Source organism: Thalassomonas sp. RHCl1, from assembly GCF_947387555.1.
In the GTDB taxonomy this organism is placed as follows: Bacteria; Pseudomonadota; Gammaproteobacteria; order Enterobacterales; family Alteromonadaceae; genus Thalassomonas.
In genome coordinates this window covers 1,255,001-1,273,828 of the sequence record NZ_CANDNZ010000001.1, presented here as the reverse complement: position 1 = coordinate 1,273,828, position 18,828 = coordinate 1,255,001, and the positions used below count along the sequence as shown (strand labels likewise).

The 18,828-nt window shown below is 47.4% G+C and carries 17 protein-coding genes; 4 read left to right on the top strand and 13 right to left on the bottom strand.

Annotated features, from left to right (window positions below):
- Window positions 1-20: 20 nt before the first annotated feature.
- The 6 genes from QL234_RS05565 to QL234_RS05540 form a co-directional block, all read right to left on the bottom strand.
- Window positions 21-794 (bottom strand): transporter substrate-binding domain-containing protein, encoded by a 774-nt coding sequence (locus tag QL234_RS05565; RefSeq protein ID WP_281556838.1) that lies wholly within the window; start codon window positions 792-794, stop codon window positions 21-23.
- Window positions 795-933: 139 nt separating this feature from the next.
- Window positions 934-1,710, bottom strand: coding sequence for a transporter substrate-binding domain-containing protein (locus tag QL234_RS05560; RefSeq protein ID WP_281556837.1), 777 nt, complete (start codon window positions 1,708-1,710; stop codon window positions 934-936).
- 293 nt (window positions 1,711-2,003) lie between these two features.
- Window positions 2,004-3,152 carry an acyl-CoA dehydrogenase family protein gene (locus QL234_RS05555; protein WP_281556836.1) on the bottom strand — a complete coding sequence of 383 codons (1,149 nt, stop codon included), beginning with the start codon at window positions 3,150-3,152 and terminating at the stop codon, window positions 2,004-2,006.
- Window positions 3,153-3,186: 34 nt separating this feature from the next.
- Window positions 3,187-5,373: a 3-hydroxyacyl-CoA dehydrogenase NAD-binding domain-containing protein gene (locus tag QL234_RS05550; protein WP_281556835.1), complete on the bottom strand. Its 2,187-nt coding sequence runs from the start codon at window positions 5,371-5,373 to the stop codon at window positions 3,187-3,189.
- Window position 5,374: 1 nt separating this feature from the next.
- Window positions 5,375-6,622: an acetyl-CoA C-acetyltransferase gene (locus QL234_RS05545; protein WP_281556834.1), complete on the bottom strand. Its 1,248-nt coding sequence runs from the start codon at window positions 6,620-6,622 to the stop codon at window positions 5,375-5,377.
- 127 nt (window positions 6,623-6,749) lie between these two features.
- Complete coding sequence (locus QL234_RS05540; RefSeq protein WP_281556833.1) at window positions 6,750-7,775, bottom strand: AraC family transcriptional regulator; 1,026 nt, start codon at window positions 7,773-7,775, stop codon at window positions 6,750-6,752.
- 294 nt (window positions 7,776-8,069) lie between these two features.
- On the opposite strand from QL234_RS05540, the gene QL234_RS05535 reads away from it, so the two are divergent.
- The 3 genes from QL234_RS05535 (at window position 8,070) to QL234_RS05525 (ending at window position 13,195) form a co-directional block, all read left to right on the top strand.
- On the top strand, window positions 8,070-10,958 hold the full coding sequence (locus tag QL234_RS05535) for an insulinase family protein (RefSeq protein ID WP_281556832.1): 2,889 nt from the start codon (window positions 8,070-8,072) through the stop codon (window positions 10,956-10,958).
- A 742-nt stretch (window positions 10,959-11,700) separates the two neighbouring features.
- Complete coding sequence (locus QL234_RS05530) at window positions 11,701-12,549, top strand: zinc-dependent peptidase (RefSeq protein ID WP_281556831.1); 849 nt, start codon at window positions 11,701-11,703, stop codon at window positions 12,547-12,549.
- A 211-nt stretch (window positions 12,550-12,760) separates the two neighbouring features.
- The gene (locus tag QL234_RS05525) at window positions 12,761-13,195 is read left to right on the top strand and encodes a hypothetical protein (protein ID WP_281556830.1); all 435 of its coding nucleotides are present in this window, start codon (window positions 12,761-12,763) and stop codon (window positions 13,193-13,195) included.
- A gap of 164 nt (window positions 13,196-13,359) precedes the next feature.
- Here QL234_RS05525 and QL234_RS05520 read toward each other — a convergent pair whose 3' ends face one another.
- Complete coding sequence (locus QL234_RS05520) at window positions 13,360-13,815, bottom strand: hypothetical protein (protein WP_281556829.1); 456 nt, start codon at window positions 13,813-13,815, stop codon at window positions 13,360-13,362.
- A 10-nt stretch (window positions 13,816-13,825) separates the two neighbouring features.
- Entirely contained in the window at window positions 13,826-15,907 is a 2,082-nt protein-coding gene (locus tag QL234_RS05515) for a TonB-dependent receptor (RefSeq protein ID WP_281556828.1), read from the bottom strand.
- 461 nt (window positions 15,908-16,368) lie between these two features.
- On the opposite strand from QL234_RS05515, the gene QL234_RS05510 reads away from it, so the two are divergent.
- Complete coding sequence (locus QL234_RS05510) at window positions 16,369-16,653, top strand: SymE family type I addiction module toxin (RefSeq protein ID WP_281556827.1); 285 nt, start codon at window positions 16,369-16,371, stop codon at window positions 16,651-16,653.
- Window positions 16,654-16,731: 78 nt separating this feature from the next.
- On the opposite strand, the gene QL234_RS05505 is transcribed toward QL234_RS05510, so the two are convergent.
- The 5 genes from QL234_RS05505 to QL234_RS05485 all read right to left on the bottom strand — a co-directional run bounded on the left by QL234_RS05505 (window position 16,732) and on the right by QL234_RS05485 (window position 18,825).
- Window positions 16,732-17,076 carry a hypothetical protein gene (locus tag QL234_RS05505; protein ID WP_281556826.1) on the bottom strand — a complete coding sequence of 115 codons (345 nt, stop codon included), beginning with the start codon at window positions 17,074-17,076 and terminating at the stop codon, window positions 16,732-16,734.
- A 60-nt stretch (window positions 17,077-17,136) separates the two neighbouring features.
- Complete coding sequence (locus QL234_RS05500; protein WP_281556825.1) at window positions 17,137-17,514, bottom strand: hypothetical protein; 378 nt, start codon at window positions 17,512-17,514, stop codon at window positions 17,137-17,139.
- A 111-nt stretch (window positions 17,515-17,625) separates the two neighbouring features.
- On the bottom strand, window positions 17,626-17,973 hold the full coding sequence (locus QL234_RS05495; protein ID WP_281556824.1) for a hypothetical protein: 348 nt from the start codon (window positions 17,971-17,973) through the stop codon (window positions 17,626-17,628).
- Between the two features lie 38 nt (window positions 17,974-18,011).
- Window positions 18,012-18,359, bottom strand: coding sequence for a hypothetical protein (locus QL234_RS05490; protein WP_281556823.1), 348 nt, complete (start codon window positions 18,357-18,359; stop codon window positions 18,012-18,014).
- 109 nt (window positions 18,360-18,468) lie between these two features.
- Entirely contained in the window at window positions 18,469-18,825 is a 357-nt protein-coding gene (locus QL234_RS05485; protein ID WP_281556822.1) for a hypothetical protein, read from the bottom strand.
- Between the last annotated feature and the right edge of the window lie 3 nt (window positions 18,826-18,828).

The following is an 18,828-nucleotide window of genomic DNA, read 5'->3' as shown; positions in this document are numbered from 1 at the left end:
TGCCTGCATCAGAGCCGGGCTCAGTGAGTTTGCTTATTGATATTACTGCGAATAATAGCATCGAGTTCACCGCTTTCACGCAGTTTTTTCATTCTTGAGTCAAACATTTCTATTAACGCCTTATTTTTGCACATCAGGGTATAATGGGTAACCGGTAAAAGATGATGAAAGACCACTTTATTCTCTCCCTGGAGAAAGTCATACTTGAGCTGGCTGGCATGATACCTGAAGACCTGTTCATCCATAATGAGCACATCAAAACGTTTATAAAAAAGCATCGGAATCGTGAAAATAAGATGGCTCAGTTCCCGGTAATGCTGCTTGTTCTTTTTCACCAGCTCAGCAAATTCTTCACCTAAATATTCGGATGCGCCGGGAAAGGCACGGATCTCCTTGCCCTGTAAACTCATCAGCGAAGTGACCGGCATCTGCGCCGATGCCAGGACAATAGCGCGATTATAATAGCTCGAAAATATTTCTTTAGATTCATAAAAGCCGGGCTTGCCCCTCAACTGCGCCGGGGCCGGGGAAATACAGTCATAATCCTGCTGCGATTTAAATAAAACGGTTGCTCTGTTTAACTGGTAATAAACCATTTCCACTTTCATACCGGAAAAAATGTTCCATAAAATATCCGGTTCAATGCCGCCTTTTAATTCACCTTCATCGCTTGCAAAATAATGAGGCGGATTATTTTTTGAAAAGGGCAGGATCAGCGACACTTGTGCAAGAGGATCAGCAAAGCCATAGGCATTTAACGATAATACAAATAAAACAACAGCGGTTTTTATCATCTTAATCCCCTTGGCTCCCCACTGACATCACAACCACCAGGCAATTGATGGACAAAAATATCACCTTTCACCTCCCCCACTTCTCCACCCCTTGCTATCCCTATAGGCAATAACGGCAAACAACACAACCCGGCTGTCACTAACGGGGGGCATTCACATTTCGCTCGATAATCCTGCTCAGTTCGCCGCTTAACCGCAGCTTTTTCATGCCGGCATCAAAATGATCAATTAACGCTTTATTTTTGCACATCAGGGTAAAACGGCTCGGCGGGAAAAAATCATAAAACAGCACCTTATCCTTACCGTGGAAAACATCATAGTCCTGCTTATTGGCGTGATACATGAAAACATTTTTGTCCATCACCAGGGCATCAACACGCTTTAAAAACAACATAGGGATAGCCATGCTCAAATGTGTAAATTCCCGGTATTGCCGACTGTTATTTTTAACCAAATCGGCATAATCATCTCCTAAATACTTAGACGCGCCAAGAAAGGCAAGCAAGCGTTTGTCATATAGGCTTGCCAGCGAATTCACGGTAAACGCCGAGGACGCCAGCACCATCACCCTGTTGTAATAAATGGAAAGGTATTCCCGGGATTCATAATAGCCCGCTTGCCCCCTTAATTCCTGAGGCGTGGGAGAGATACAGCTATAGCGCTGCTGTTGCTGCAATAAAATCGCCGCCCTTTTCAGCTGAATATAGGAAAACTCCACCTCCATATCTGAAAAAACGGCGCTCAGTATATCCGCTTCTATGCCGCCGGTAATGGCTCCCTGATCATTGACTAAATAGTGGGGCGGATGATTATTATCGGCAAAAGGCAAAATAACAGAAAGGTTATTTTCCGCCGCGGCCGAACAAGTTGTACTCAAAGAAAATAAACAAATAATCAGGGCAAATAAAAAAGACATAGTCACTCTTATTATCCGGCTCTTCCCTTCTTTAAGGCTCCTTTTATTTTTTACACAAACTTTTATTTTCAACAAGGTAAAAGGTTAAGTTATTAAATCAACCGACAGGTATTTAAACAACAATCACTTGCAGGGTAACAATAGCTATAAACAATGGCGGCCAAAAATACAAGAAACCCGCCCCTTGGTGCTTATCCAGCCCAAATAAACGGCAAGGATAAGCGCCAAGTTTCAAGGCAGCAATTGCTTAACTTAACGGACAGTTAAATCCGGCAGGCCAAAAAAACTGAATATTACAGCCTGCCAATGACGCCATGGCCGATGATCTCTTTCATGATCTCACTGGTCCCGCCATAAATGCGCTGCACCCGGGCATCGGCATAAAAACGCGAGATCGGATACTCGGTCATGTAACCGTAACCGCCAAACATTTGCAGCGCCATATCAATCACCTTGCCTTCCATTTCCGTGCAGCTGTATTTGGCCATGGCCGCCAGTTCGCCGGTGAGGGTTTTCGCCGTCAGCAAGTGTTTATAATGATTTATCATGATGCGGTGCAGCTCGATTTGCGTCGCCATCTCGGCGACTTTTTGCCGTATGTCCTGAATTTTCGCCAGCGGCGCGCCAAAGGCCTCGCGTACCTTGATATAATCAAGCGCCAGCGCCATGGCCCCTTCCGCGTGGCCGACGGCTGTGCAGGCACAAGCCAGGCGTTCCCGGGGCAATTCATGCATCAAACCGATAAACCCCTGATCCACCTTACCCAGCACATCCTGCTCGGTGACAATCACATTATCGAAAAACAACTCGGAAGTATCCGAGGCATGCTGGCCGAGTTTATCCAGGTTACGTCCACGCTCAACACCGGGTTTATCGCCGTCCACCAGAAACAAAGTAATACCTTTAGCGCCCGCCACTTCCAAGTTGGTTTTTGCCGCAACAATATACAAGCCAGCATTTTGACCGTTAGTGATAAAGGTTTTCGAGCCGCTGATGCTCCAGCCGTCGGCAACTTTTTTCGCCGTAGTTCTCATACCCTGCAAGTCACTGCCCGCCCCCGGCTCCGTCATGCAGATGGCGCCGATACACTCGCCGGCAGCCATTTTCGCCAGGTACTTATGCTTTTGTGCTTCGCTGCCGATATTGAGCAGATAATGGGCGGCGATATCAGAATGTACGATCAGGTTTGCCGCCAGGGACATAAAACCGGCAGCGGCAATTTCTTCCGCCACCAGCATATTAAAATGAATGTCGACGCCAAAACCGCCGTATTCCTGGGGTAAGTCGCAGCATAACAAACCTTCCTGCGCCATCTTCTTATACAAAGCTTTGGGGATAATGCCCTGCTGCTCCCAACTTTCATAAAAAGGGGCTATTTCCTTGTCGATAAAACGCACCAGGGTTTGCTTAAAAATGGCCAGTTCCTGCTCCAGTTCAATCATTTTTCAACCTCGCTTATTAACTTAGCTATCATCATTAGAACTGCTGCCCGGTGGCGAGCATATCGCGCAGGGAAGCAGGCACCTCAAAACGCTTGCCGTATAAGCGGCAAAGCTCATCTGCCCGGCTTATAAACGCCGCCAGGCCGTACTGATTGATGAACTGCAAGGTGCCGCCGGTCCATTTTGGATAACCGATGCCAAATACCGCACCGATATTGCCGTCGCCGCTTGAGCGCAACACTCCTTCTTCGACACAGCGCGCCGTCTCCAGCGCCATAATAAACAACAGACGATCTTTAATATCTGCAAGCGGGATGCTGCTATTGTCCGGGTTAAACCGCGACAGCGCCGGGCTTAAGCGTTTTTTGCCCGCTTGATTTTCTGCCGGGTAATCATAAAACCCCGCCCCTGAGGCTTTGCCGCTGCGGCCAAGTTCCAGCATGGTTTTTAAAATGGCATCGGCGGGATGTGCCTGTGCCTGCTTGCCCGCCAGCACCAGGTCTTTTTCCGTTTGCACCGCAATTTTATCAATTAAAGTCAGGGTCACTTCATCGGTTACCGCCAACGGCCCCACCGGGAAACCGCTTAAATACGCGGCATTTTCAATGGAAGCCGCCGCGGCATCTGCAAGCAGGGCGATACCTTCTTTGACATAAGTTGCAAAAACCCGCGAAGTATAAAAACCGCGGCTGTCGTTGACCACTATCGGCGTTTTGCCAAGCTGAATACTCAGGTCATAACAAAGGGCCAGCGCCTTGTCCGAGGTTTTCTCACCGCAGATAATCTCCACCAGCGCCATCTTGTCCACTGGCGAGAAAAAGTGCATGCCGATAAAGTTCTCCGGCCGCCTGGACGCCTGCGCCAAACCGGTAATAGGCAAAGTAGAAGTATTAGAGGCAAACACGGCATCCTCTGCTAATACCTGCTCGCATTCATCGGTCACCCGGGCCTTTAGTTCGCGGTCTTCAAACACCGCTTCAATGACAAATTCACAGCCGGATAAATCCCCGGCATCCTGGCTCGGCTGGATTAGCGCCAGGATGGCTTGTGCCTCGACCGGCGTCATCCGGCCACGGGTTATTTGTTTGTCTAGCAGCTTACGGCTGTAGTCCTTGCCTTGCTCTGCCTGCGCTAAACTAACATCTTTAAGCACTACGCTAATGCCTTTAATGGCGCAGCTATAAGCAATACCCGCCCCCATCATACCGGCCCCCAAAACTCCGACCTTAGTCAGTTTCTTTACCTCAATATCTTTAGGGCGGTTAGTGCCGCCTTTGATTTCATTGAGCTGGAACCAGAAAGTATTGATCAGGTTTTTCGAAATTTGTCCCGTGGTCAGCTCGGTAAAATAACGGGACTCGATACGACAGGCGCTGTCAAAATCTACCTGAGCCCCTTCCACCATAGTGGCCAGCACCCGCTCCGGCGCCGGTAACGTGCCCTGGGTACTGCGACGGACAATAGCAGGTGTTATCGGCAGGGTGGCGGCTAGCTTTTTATCTTTAGGGGTACCGCCGGGGATCTTATAACCTTTGATATCCCAGGGCTGGCAATTGATACCACTTTCAGGCTTACTCAAATCCGAGTGGCCTTTAATCCACTGGCTTGCGCGCTCAATTAACTCAGCCTCAACATCTGCCTCACTTTCAACCAGCTCATCAATCAAGCCAAGTTCGCTTCCCTTAACCGGATTAAATAACTTGCCCTGTAATAAATAAGGCATAGCCTTTTCCAGGCCAAGCAGCCGCACCATGCGGCTAACCCCACCGGCACCGGGCAGCAGACCTAAGGTGACTTCAGGCAAACCCAGCTTAATTTTATCGTTATTAACTGCAATGCGATGGTGACAGGCCAGCGCCAGCTCCCAGCCGCCTCCCATGGCCGCGCCGCCGATACACCCCACCACGGGTTTGCCGCAGCGTTCAATTTTACGCATGCTCGCCTTTAACGACTCCACCATGGCAAAAATATCTCTTGCCTGCTCAGGGCCGGCATCAGAAAGCATCTTAAGATCACCACCGGCAAAAAAGCTCGATTTAACCGAGCGGATAATTACCCCACTCACCGCCTGCGATGATTCAATTTCTGCCAGTAAACGTTCACTGATGGCGGCCAAATCTTCGGTAAAGGCCATGTCCATTAAATTGGCTGAGGCATTCTCCCGGTCCAGGATCAGGTGAATAATATTATCGCTGTCTTTTTGATATTTAATGTTCGTCATCTTATCGCCCCTGCTGCCTGCTTGAATCTGCTGTTCCAACTCTTTCGACTCTTTCTATGATAGTGGCAATCCCCATGCCGCCGCCGATACATAAAGTCACCAGACCGCGCTTTAACTGCCTGGCTTCAAGTTCATCAAGCAAAGTCCCCAAAATCATCGCCCCGGTTGCCCCCAGCGGATGCCCCATGGCAATAGCGCCGCCGTTAACATTGACTTTTTCATCCGGGATATTTAATTCCTGCTGAAAACGCATCACCACGGAAGCAAAGGCTTCGTTTACTTCAAATAAATCGATATCGTCCACCGTCAGCCCGGCCAGGGTCAGGGCTTTTTGCGCCGCCGGGGCCGGCCCCACCAGCATGATGGTGGGATCTATACCGACGATGGCGCTGGCAACAATTTTTGCCCTCGGGGTAAGCTGATGTTTTTCTCCCGCCGCAGCACTGCCGATAAGCACAACCGCCGCGCCGTCGACGATGCCGGAAGAATTGGCCGGAGTATGGATATGGTGAATACTTTCCACCGTATGATATTTTTCCCGGGCAACATCATCAAAACCCATCTCCCCCATTTGCGCAAAGGAAGGATTTAACTTAGCCAGGCTTTCAAGGCTGGACTCGGGGCGGATCAACTCGTCTTTTGCCAGTATTTCAATGCCGTTTTGATCGACAACCGGAATAACCGAACCGGCAAAGGCATTACGCTGCCAGGCCGCCGCGGCTTTTTGATGGGAACGCACGGCAAAGTTATCGACATCCTCGCGGCTAAAGCCCGCTAAAGTAGCGATCAAATCCGCACCTATGCCCTGAGGCATGAAACCTGTCTGCATGTTAGTGGCGGGATCATTGGCCCAGGCGCCGCCGTCCGAGCCCATTTTCTCCCGCGACATCGACTCAACGCCGCCGGCCACCACCAGCTGCTCCCAACCGGAGCGTACCTTCATGGCCGCGGTATTAACCGCCTCCAATCCGGAGGCACAAAAACGGTTGATGGTCACCCCACCGATATTGTCATGCCAGCCGGCGGCAATGGCGGCGGTTTTGGCGATATCCGCTCCCTGATCCCCCACCGGGGTCACACAGCCGATAACAATATCGTCAATTTGCCCGGTATCAAGCTGGTTGCGCTGCTCAAGGGTTTTTAACAGGTTAGACAATAAGCTGATGGGTTTAACTTCATGTAAGGCGCCACTGGCTTTGCCCCGGCCCCTTGGGGTGCGTATCGAATCGAAAATATAAGCGTCGGTCATAATTTATGCTGTTGCTTGCAAATGGAAACAAAACTATAAAAGACAAAGGCCGGACAGCACTTGACCCTTTAGCGCAAGTGGGTGACATAAAACATCATTTTTGCGGGAAGTTTATTGAAAAAAAATCTTAGCCGTTACGATAACTGTTTCGGTACTCAAGAGGGTTTTCCCCGGTCCACTTCTTAAATGCCCGGGTAAAAGCCGATGCCTCGGAAAAACCTAAATCATAAGAGATACTGGTAATAGCTTGCTCGGTCGTGCGCAACAAGGTTAACGCCCTGTGCTTGCGGGTACGGTCTTTAATCTCCATAAAACTGGTATTTTCCGCTTTAAGCTTGCGGGTCAGGGTGGCGGGAGAATAATGCAGCTTTGCCGCCAGCTGTGCCAGTTTCATCCGGCTGAAATTTTCACTCTGGCTCAGTATTTTTCTTACCTGCTCGGCGGTGCTGTTTTGCACCTGATAATGGCTTAAAAAGCAATAAGGGGCGCTGATCAGCAGCGCCGGTAATTTTTCCTGCTCTGCCACCACCGCCTGATTCAGCAGTGTGCTGGCAAACACCAGACGGTTATTCGATTGCTCAAAATCCACCTTACTCTGGAAAATGGTTTCAAAGTCTTGCTGCCCGGCAAAAGGCGTAAACTCGAATTCCACCCGCTCCAACTTGATCGGTTGGTCGATTAACCAGGCAAACCAACGGATAAAAACTATGGCCAGGCACAAAATAAAATAATCATTGCCTGCCCCACCGTTTGCCTCCCTGACCGGGGGCCGGTGCTCCAGGGTAAAAATCGCCTCTTCCCCTTTAACCTGCAAAGCAAACTGATATTCTTCGCTGAGCAGGCGGAAAAAGGTCATGGTGCGGTGGATCACAGATCTCAGGGTTTTACAGTCGCTGCAGGCATGACATAACATTTTAAAGGTGCCGACATGCAGCTTTTTATGGGAGGCGCCCGCCGATTCATCATCGAGCAGTCGCCAAACGCTGTTGGCTAAACTACCGAGTTTTTCTGACTCGATATAACCCTGGGTGGTTAATGCCGAGGCGGGAATATCATGGCGGGCCAATAACGCCAGCGCCTGCTCGCTGTCATCAAGCACACTGCCCAGCTGACGGCGGATAAAGCTATAAGGCACTAAATGTGAATTGTTCAAAATGACAATACCTGCATAACACTACCTTCAAAATAACAACGCCTTATCCCGCCTAAAAAGCTAATCCCTGTCTTAAGGCTTATTAACTTAATCAAAATCAGACCAGGTTGCAATGGCGGTGCTGGCCGCACCGGGGGGAAAGCCGCCAATAACGGCATCATTTCGGACATATGCTGTTAAAATTAACAGCATAAAGTTTACATATGATTAACGCCATTTTGTTTCATCTTACCCGCCAATCGCTTAAACTTGGCGATATCTACCTAAACCGGATGATCTCATTTAAGGAAACCCATGAAAAAAATCTTAGGACTTAGTGTCTTAGCGCTTGCAGTACTTAGCGGCTGTAACACAACCTCACAACAGCAGACCACACCGGCTCAGTCATCGGCCGTTTTATTATCAGATACCTTTATCACCAGCCCCAATGACAAGCGCAGCTACCAGACCCTTAAATTAGACAACCAAATCGAAGTGGTATTGGTTTCCGACCCTTCGGCCGAAAAATCAGCGGCTTCTTTAAGTGTCGGTGTCGGTTTACTGCATGATCCCATGAGCCAGCAAGGCATGGCCCACTATTTAGAGCACATGTTGTTTTTAGGTACAGAGCGTTATCCGGATACCAAGGGCTACAGTGAATTTATGGCCAAAAACGGCGGCGCCCATAACGCCTACACCTGGTTAGACGTCACCAACTATATGTTTAAGGCCAACAATGACGCCTTTGACGAAGGCCTTGACCGTTTCTCCGATTTCTTTAAAGCGCCGAAACTTTACCCAGAATATACCGACAAAGAAAAAAATGCCGTCAACGCCGAATGGTCGATGCGCCGTGAAATGGACTTTTTTGGCCAGTTCAAATTAACCCGGAAAATGATGGGCGATCACCCTGCCAACCGCTTTTTGATCGGTAACCTGGAAACCTTAGGCGATAAAGAAGGCAGTGGCCTGCACCAGGAAACGGTAGAATTTTATAACCAGTATTACTCAGCCAACATCATGAAAGTGGCGCTGATTTCCAACCTGCCGCTGGCAGACATGGAAGCACTGGCGAAAAAACACTTCTCCAGCATCAAAAATAAAAACATTGAAAAACCCAGTGTCACTAAGAAACTGGACATGACACAAAGCGGCAGCAAGCGGGTATTCTACAAGCCCAACGAAGACGTTAAGCAGCTGAAACTTGAATTTACCATAGAAAACAACCTCAAAGACTTTGCCGTAAAACCCAACAGCTTTGTCAGCTACTTACTGAACTCGGAAATGCCCGGCAGCCCGGCGCAGCTGTTAAAAGAAAAAGGCTGGATCTCGGGACTAAACGCCGATTCATCCCCGAACCTGTACGGCAACTACGGCACCTTGCAAATCGATATTGATTTAACCGATGCCGGCATGCAGCAGCGTGAAAAAATCGTTGCCACTGTAATGCAATACATCAAGCTGATCAAAGATCAGGGGGTTGATAAGAAATACTTCAGCGAAATCAGCACCTCACTGAATAACCAGTTCCAGTTCCTGGAAAAAACCGACGAATTTAACTACGTCTCGCAGCTGTCCGCCAATATGCAAAACTACCCGGTTAACCATGCCATCAATGCCCCGTATCATTACGCGCAATTTGATGCCGATGCCATTAACCGCGTACTGGCACAATTAACCCCAGAAACCCTGAAAATCTGGCATGTCAGCCAGCAGGAAGAAACCGACAGCAAACTGCATTTTTATGACGGCGAGTACCGCATCAGCGACCTCAGCCAGGCAGAAATTGCCAGCTGGAACAAACCGTCAGATCTGCCGCTGAGCTTACCTGCGGTTAACCGCATGCTGCCGGAAAACTTCACCCTAAAAACCGATAAGTTGGCCAAGCAAAGCCAACCTGAACTTGCCTACGACAAGCAAGGCATCAAGATCTGGCGTTTTGCCAGCCAGGAATTTAACAACCAGCCTAAAGGTTTGCTGGAAGTTTATTTTAATAACCCCAAAGCAGGGAAAGATATTTACACCAGCATCGCCCTGGAAATCTGGGCCGATATTTATAACCTGCAGCAAAGCGCCTTATCCACCGAAGCCGCCATTGCCGGTATGGGCTTAAACGTATCGCCGGGTAACGGGTTGATCTTAACCCTGAACGGTTTTACCGATAAACAAAATAGCTTATTGCAGCAGGCCATCGGCCAGCTACGGGTAAAAACCGACGAGCAGGGCTTTAACCAGGCCGTCGACCGCTATATCCGCAACTTAAACAATGCCGGTAAGCAGTTCCCGTTCTACCAGGCCTTTGATGAGTTAAACAAACTCACACGCAGCGGTAACTACAGCAACGAACAGCTGATCAAAACCGCCAAGGTATTAACCCTGGGCGACTTTGAGCGCATCATGGACCAGGTACTGAAAAACAACCAGCTACGCGCCTTTGCCTTTGGTAACTACGACCAGGCGGATATTGACAGCGTCGCCAAACAGTTATCAGATGCCCTGCCTGAAATGCATCATGAAACCAGCTACAGCCGCGATAAGTTCTGGAAGCCGGAGCCGGGTGAAGTCATGGTGCTGAAGAAAGACCTTGAGGTTGCCGATGTCGCCATTATCGACTTATATGTGCATCCTGAGCCGGGTTATAAGCAAAAAGCCCGTGCAGAAGTGCTGAGAAGCCATTTCAGAACCATAGCTTTTGATAAGCTCAGAACCGAAGAGCAACTGGCCTATGCCGTTGGTGTAACCGCACGCAGCATTGAAGACTATGCCGGGATAGGTTTGTACATTCAAAGCCCGGTAAAAGGCCCGAAAGACATCCAGAGCCGCTTTGACAGCTTTAAAGTGGAATATGCCGCCGAGCTCGATAAAGTCACCGAAGAAACCTTCACCCAGCTGAAAAACGCCACCCTGGTAGGCTTAAAAGAAAAGCCGAAGAACCTGCAGGCAGAAGTTTCCCCGATGATCCGCGACTGGTACCGCGAAAACTTCAACTTTGACAGCAAAGCCAAGCTGATTGCCGAAGTGGAAAAAGTCACCCTGGCAGACGTGAAAAACTTCTACCGTGAGTCAATTGGCAACAGCGACGCCGCCCGCCTGAACATCCAGTTACGGGGCAGCAAGTTTAAAGACACCCCGTTCGCCGACTTAAAAGGCCAGACGGAAGTAAGCAATGTTGAACAGTTCTACAAAGGTATTTCGTTTCAATAAACATGAAACAATACATCTAAATAACAGCAATAAACGCTGAGACAATGCCGCCATTCCCTAAGGAATAGGCGGCATTTTATTTACCACTATTTTTCTACTGGCCGGAATAATACCAACAAAGCTTTTCCATCCTTTGTCCGCCCACAGTGACCAGTCCCAGCGCAGAGTTCCGGTTAATCGGCTGCAATATTTGTTAACAACTAGTACTTAAAGTGTTTATTTTAAGAGTTGACACTCTACAAATTAAAATGCTAGCTTAAAGTTGTTCAGGTTTTAGAGCATCCTGAGCCTCCTAAAATTCATGAAACGGAAAAACGCTTATTTGTGAACCCTAACAATAATAAGGAGATCTTAACCATTAAACTAAAAGCAACAAAACGCTACCAGCCCCGGTGATACTGAAAGAGACATAAGATTGTCTTAAAGGAGACATCAGCCTCCCTAACAGGAGCCTTCGGCCTCTCTAATAAGAGCAAAACAACAGGTACTCACAGTTGTAGTTCATCAGACGGCAAATGCAGCAATTCCCATACCTGTATGTAGCAGCAATTTATCTAGACGTAGATAAAACAAGAGGGGAGTCTTTCCCCTCTTAAACCTTTCCCCCGGTTTACTTACCCGCTTACATTCCCGGTAACAGTGCAAACCAACAGCCCTGCACCAATATCCTTCTCTGATTCATTCCTGATCTGCCCCGGCGATTTTGCTAGAATAGCTAAGCCCCTTAATACGGAATAAACTGATGATACTAAACGCAATAAAAAACTTCTTTGCCGGTTTAGCTAAACCCAAAACACCGAAAGCACCGAAAAATCCCTACTTCTGTAACCAGTGGTCGCTGTTTCTGGAGCAAGAAGTCAGCTTTTACCGCAGCTTAAACGACCAGGACAAGGTGATATTCGAGCAAAGGGCATTACTGTTTTTAGAAACCACCACGGTAGAATCGGGCCAGATAAACGTCAGCGACCAGGACAAACTCCTTGTGGCCGCCAGCGCCATTATCCCGGTATGGGCCTTTCCCGACTGGCATTACCTGAACCTGAAAACCGTCTATCTCCTGCCCCATGCCTTTAACGAAAACTTTGAAATCGGCCAGCCGGACTCCTGCATCACCGGCATGGTCGGCACCGGCCCGATGGCGGGAAAAATGATCCTTAGCCAGCCGGCCCTGCACTTAGGCTTTAGCAACGACAGGGATAAACAAAATGTCGGTATCCATGAATTTGTCCATCTGATCGATATGATGGACGGCAAGTGCGACGGCTACCCTGAGCGGCTGCTGGATCATCAGTACTCCATCCCCTGGTTTGAGCTGATGGAGAAAAAAATTCAGGAAATTACCCGCCGTAAAAGCAACATCCGGCAATACGGCGCCACCAACCCGGCAGAATTTCTTTCCGTGACCAGCGAATACTTTTTTGAACGCCCGCAAATGCTGCAACAAAAACACCCGGTATTGTTCGCTTCCCTGAGCGAAATTTACCAGCAGGATGTGCGGGAAATTAAAGAGGACATCAAGGTAAGAAAAAAAGATCCCTGCCCCTGTGGCAGCGGCAAGCGCTATAAGCATTGCTGCATTGAAGTTAGCTAGCGCTTGCCTAGCTGTTGCGTAATCCTTGCGTAAGTAAGCCAGCATGCTATCATGCGCGCAATTTTATTTATCCCGCAAATGGCAAGCGCTTTACTATAGATAAAGGTGCAAACACCAAGCCGGTGTTAACCGTTTTTGTGCAAAAGCCGCCATAAGGCAGCTAAGAAAAGCGGCACAGAAAAACAGCCATTTGCCCACACAGGTACCTAGTATGAAAGCCCCGTTATTCGATAAAATACTGAAACTCGCCCAGGACATCGCCCAGGCCTCAGCCGAGGAAAACGAAACCTTAAGAGCCGATAAAGTGGCCAAACTGCAGGAGCTTTGCCAGAAAAGCCAGGGAACCGCCAATGACCACCCGCTGCAGTGGGAAATGCTGGCCGACTTCACCGATGACGGCGATCTGGCGCTGGACATCTACCAAATTGCGCTGGACAAGGCAGAAAAATATTCCCTGGATAAGCATCGCGCCACTATCTATTTGTCGATGGCAGAAAGATATGATGAATTTGGCGAGCCCGCCAAAGCACTGGAATTTGCCACCCAGGCCAATGATGCGGCCCAGCTTGGCAATGACGATGAATTAAAGGCTGAAATTGGTGAGTTAATCGCCCGCCTGAGCAATGCCTGCCAGGCGCAGAGCTAAACACCTTTAGCCACCCAGGCGCAAAGCGTTAAAAGCGCTGAAATAAGCCTTATAAAGAAAACTCCCCCATCAGACCCTTTAACTCGGGCCTGATGGGAGAGTTTCATCAAAAAGACCTTTTAAAGCAGCCCTCACGCTGATTTATCAAAAAAGACTTCCCCTGATTATTGCGCCGCATCGTGCCGGTCAATGATCACATTCGCCTCCAGCTTGTCAGCCAATGAAAAACTGAGCGCACCGGAATAACCGATTATGTCTTCCGCACTTTTCTTGTGTGGATTTTTACTTTTACTTGCCTTGGCAACAATCACCACTTCCTCCGCTTGCCTTAAGGTTAAGTGGGGCAATAAATACATGCTTTCATCCAAAAGCACTTCCCCCGGCAGCTGCGATAACTTACCTTTGAAATTGGCCAGCGGCAGCCGGGTATTGGGCTTGGCAGCATACACATAAAGGGTCCAGTTTTCTGCATCATCCGGCAGTAAATTTTGCGCTATGTTCACTTGTACCGTTATGGTTCTGCTGCCCTTTTCTGCCTGGACCTTATCTGATTTTCCCTGCTGGCCCGAACAAGCGAAAAGAGGCAATAAAAGACAAGCAACGGCTAATAGTTTTTTCATGGAACAACCCTTAAAAATCAGTGCTGAACCTGAGCATAAAGGAACGTCCGGGGGCAAGCAATGTCTCTTTGGCCGGAGTATATTCTGAATCAAAGATATTGCTGATTTCCATATTCACCAGATAATTTTGTTGCTCACCAAACCTTGTGCCCAGGGCAAGATTCACGGTTTTCCAGCTGTCATAATGTTCACTGCTGCCGTCTGCTTCCGCCAGCCTGGCATTGCTTGCCGCCCTGAGATAAGCGTCAAAATAATAAGCGCCCAGCAGCGCCCCTTCATTTTCATATTTCAGCCCTAACTTACCGTAAAGGGACGGCGTGCCTGTGTCTCTGGTAGTAAAACTGCCATAGGTTTCCTTGCGCGATAACCAGGTAATATTGGCATAAGGAGTAATGTGCTCGCTGACATGATAATTGACGCTAAGTTCAACACCTGTTGTTTTCGCCTTGTCGGCATTGACATAAATCTGATCGTTTTCCGGATTAATACAAACACCAATACCATCGGCGCAGTCCTGCTTGGTGATATAGTTATCGGCATCGGTGTAAAATAAGCTGGTATCGATTAACCAGTTATCGGTAAATAACCGGTAACCCAACTCAACATTGTCTGAGCTTTCCGCCTTGAGATTGGCATTCGGATTGATAAAGCGCCCGGCAGCCGTTGCCCCCGTGGCAATTTGCAGCAAGGTCGGATAATGATAACCCTGGCTAAAGACAAAGCGCATATTATTGTGCTCATCAAAACCGTAATTGGCGGCAATTGAGCCGATAAACTCGCTGTCATCATTTTTACCCGGCGAAAGTCCCGGTTTGCTGGTTTCATTAAGCTCGGCATCCACCCAATATTGGCGCGCGCCTGCCGTTACTATCAGCTTATCTGACAGCTGCCATTCATCCTGAAAATATAATGCCTTGGTGGTTAAACTTGCCTCTTCAATGCTCAGGCTTTCAACCACAGTGGGCACTGCCGGAACCCCGGGGATATTGCGGGTGGTTTGCGTGATATTGGTAGTGGCTTTGTCTAAATCATCTTTAACCAGCTGAAAGCCGACAATGGCATAATGCTGTTCATTTAACTGAAAATCAAACTGGCTGTTAATGCCTGAGGTTTTCAACGTTTCCTCAATGTCGGTATCGACAATATTATCAATAGACATCGCCGGCCCTGCAGGCACCGACATTTCGATATGCTGGACAAAGTTGCGATCTATTTGCTGCTTATAAGCATCAAAGTGAATTTTTTTCAACAGCTCGCCGTCAGGCTCATAGCTATAAAAAGCCGCCAACTTGCTGCGATCCCTTTGCGGCATATCCAGGGTGAAATTTTCTATGCCGGTGGCAATTTCACTGGCTAAGTTAAATTGCTCGTAGGTGATGCCAAAGCGATGTTCATCAAGCTCTTTGGCCAGATAAAGCGAATGGCTGTTATTGTTAAAACTTGAGTGCTCCAGGTCGCCGTCAGGGGTATTGCGGTCTTTATGATCGTTATCCGACACAGAAATGCGATAGTCAAAACCGTCAACATAACCGTATAGACTCGCCGCATACTGCTGACCATGAGTCGCCGAGTTATAACTTGACGACAAACTGACCTGCAATGGTTCGCTGCCGCCTTTTTTGGTGATGATATTAATCACCCCGCCCAGCGCCTTGCCCCCGTATAACACCGAACTGGTGCCGCGGATCACTTCAACACGTTCCACCATTGAGGTATCAAGTAATAACGGCGCGCCATAGGTGGAATGGTCGGTAATCTCCTGGCCGTCAACCAAAATGGCCACTCTGAGCGAACTTTCGCCGCGTAACGTGATCCGTTTCATGCCCGCCGTTGCCGCATCTGCCACCTGGATACCGGGAATATCCCTTAAGGTATCGGCGATGGAATCGGCCGAGGCACGCTCAATATCCTGCGCATCAACCGTTGAAATAGACACAGGGCTTTCCATGAAGTAGCGCTCGGTGCGGGTGGCGGTAATGGTGAAATGTTCATCCGGGACTGAAGAAAGGGTATTAGCCTCGGCGAAAGCATAATTGGCAGAGGCCATTAAAGCACTGCCGATAACGATAGAGATTGCGGATAACTTAAACATGAGACAAGTTTGCTATTGCTAGGGAGTAGAAACTGTCACACTACAGTAGGTGATAATAGTTATCAATTGCGTTTATTGTTCTATATCATGCTTTGGTGTTTTAATGCGGTTATAGGATACTTGCCGGAGAACAACTTTGTTTTCAAGAGGCCATGGGAGTCTCATTCTGACCTTATACAACACCTTCAGTAAAGCCGCTAAAATCAGATTCTGTCACTTTAAACAAAGGGCATAACCAGCCCCGTTTATTGCAGATATTAATCTAATAAACAACCACTTCACTGTTGCTTTATACAGCATTCTGGTCTTTTATTATAAGTGCCTCTCAGCAACAAAGGAGGACAACCTCACCAGTATTTCTACCCATTAGCGCGTATAAAGCGCCGCAACAACAACCGCAACCCCTGAGTGCGAGCACACCCAGAGATTGCTAACCACAACGAACTAAAGAGGAGTCCGTAATGGCTGATTCTAATCATACGTCAGAGCCCAGCTCGGCAAAAGCAAAATATCCCGCCTCACGCCAACTTACTGTTTTAGAAACCATATGTGAGAACGCCGCCAAAACCCGCGGGGTTGGCCTTAATTATGTGCCGGTGGTGCTTGAGCCTTATATCGTGTTAAGAGGCAAGTGGCTCGGCCAGGCCGGTTTTACCGTAGGGCAGAAGGTCACGATAGTGGTCAATCAAGATGAATTAAGGATAACACCAAGTCTGGCTTCCTCTAAGCTGGCAACTAAACCTTAACTCATAGAACCAACTGCTGCGCTGCTTCGGGGCGCAGTAGTTGGTGCTGTCAGACTACACCGGGGAGTTCACTTATCCTTACTCAGAGCCGTATAGGTAGTAAGCTATAGCGCTCACACAAATGAAGGCAACAAATGAACCAAGGAAGAAAAGCGCTAAATACCAATCTTTTTTACGGGCATAGCGAAGAATCAACTGATCATTTACCGGCGACACATCAGCTGCCTTTTTCGCGACAATAACCATGGCATACATAGTAATGCGAGCACCAATACCTTTATCCCACTCAGGCGGTAACTCACCTTCTTTGGCCATTTTATTTTCTATATATTTAACAGAGATCCTGCTAAAGCAGAAAGTAGCAATAGCTATTAGAAAAATCAGCAATAAAATAGACAGCATCAAACAGTCATATAAATTCACAGTGCCCTCTTAAAGTCAGGAGTAATCTATATCAAATATATAAATGTATGGTCCGCCTCGTTATTGCAAGACAATTATTTGGAATAACGAGGCGGACCATCTCATTAAAGCTAACACTGCCATTAAAACTAAAACATAAAATGTTGCCTTAACAAAAAAAGCCAGATACCAATCAATTTTACGTCCGTAACGTTTTGTTGATTCAACATCAATCAAAGAAGCATGCCTGTTTATATTAGGAAATAAGTTCACACTCGAATATGCCGCCAACCTGGCACCTATCCCTTTATCCCATTCAGGCGGTAATTTGCCTTCCTTAGCCATTTCATTCTCAATATGCTTAACGGATATCCGTCCGAAACAAAATATTGCTACTCCCCATAATGTAAAGAGTATGACTATAGCTAAAACGAGCCAATGTTCAGCAGTTATTTCCATGCTTAACCTTCGGTTTATTGATCACTCACAGTTGAAGATGCACCAAACCCGGTAACTCCGGAAACATCACTAAATTGCCAGTCTTTACCACACCTATCTTAGAGGTAATGATCACGGACCATACAGATAATAAAAAACGCCAACCATGCTCATAGCCGCGATGAAAGAACTAAGAAAAAACACCGCCAAATACCAATCTTTTTTACGGGCATGACGCCTGATAGCTTCACCATCAACAAGTGTCTTTCGGGCCATTTTATTAATCACTATAGCCATGGCATAAAGGCTAAATCGCCCACCAATTCCCTTATCCCACTCTGGAGGTGACTTACCTTCCTTAGCCATTTCTCGCTCTATGTGTTTAACCGTTATCTTGCTAAAGCAAAATATTGAAATTCCCCAAACAAACAGCAGAAATAAGCCAATGAAGCCAATCCAATGCTGAGTCGTAAGCCCCATAAAAAAAGTTACTCCACTTTAAATCAAAAGAACTGGCACTATTCAGGCCCATACAAAAAATATGCTAAAGCCATAATTACAATTAACGTAACAAAACTGAGTTCGAAAAAAAGTGCTAAATACCAATCTATTTTGCGGGCATAACGCTTGGTTGACTCTACATCAACTAAAGAAGCATGCCGGTTAATGTTGGGAAATAAAATAATCAAAGCATACGCAGGTAATCTCGCGCCAATCCCTTTGTCCCACTCCGGAGGTAACTTCCCAGCTTTAGCCATTTCATTTTCTATATGTTTAACGGTTATGCGACTAAAGCAGAACAGCGCAATAGCTAATATAAAAATGGAGATGATAAGGCTCAACATTAAAGCATCGTAAAAATTCACTTTTCCTTACTCAGGAGCATATAGGTAACTGGTATCATAAACCTGACCAACTCCTCACTATTCAATGGTGTTACCACTTTTATCTAAGGCTCCTATCCAAGAAAGACAATTAACCATTTGAACCGTAAAGAAGGTAACCCGTTCCGGCAACCGTTATAAATAACACAAGCGAACTAAGAAAAAGTCCGGCCAGGTAAATGTCTTTTTTGCGGGCATGACGCTTTGCAGCCTTAGTATCAATAATGGAATGAGGAGGAATTCTTTTTATGACAAGAGCAACAGCATAGGCACCAACTCTTGCACCTATTCCCTTATCCCAACCAGGAGGTGATTTTCCCTCTTTAGCCATTTCTTGCTCTATATGCTTTACCGATATTCTGCCAAAACACACAGAAAAAAATGCACAGACAAAAAACAATACTCCTGCACCATAAATAAACCAATCCTCAGTAAGAAACTCAAACATATT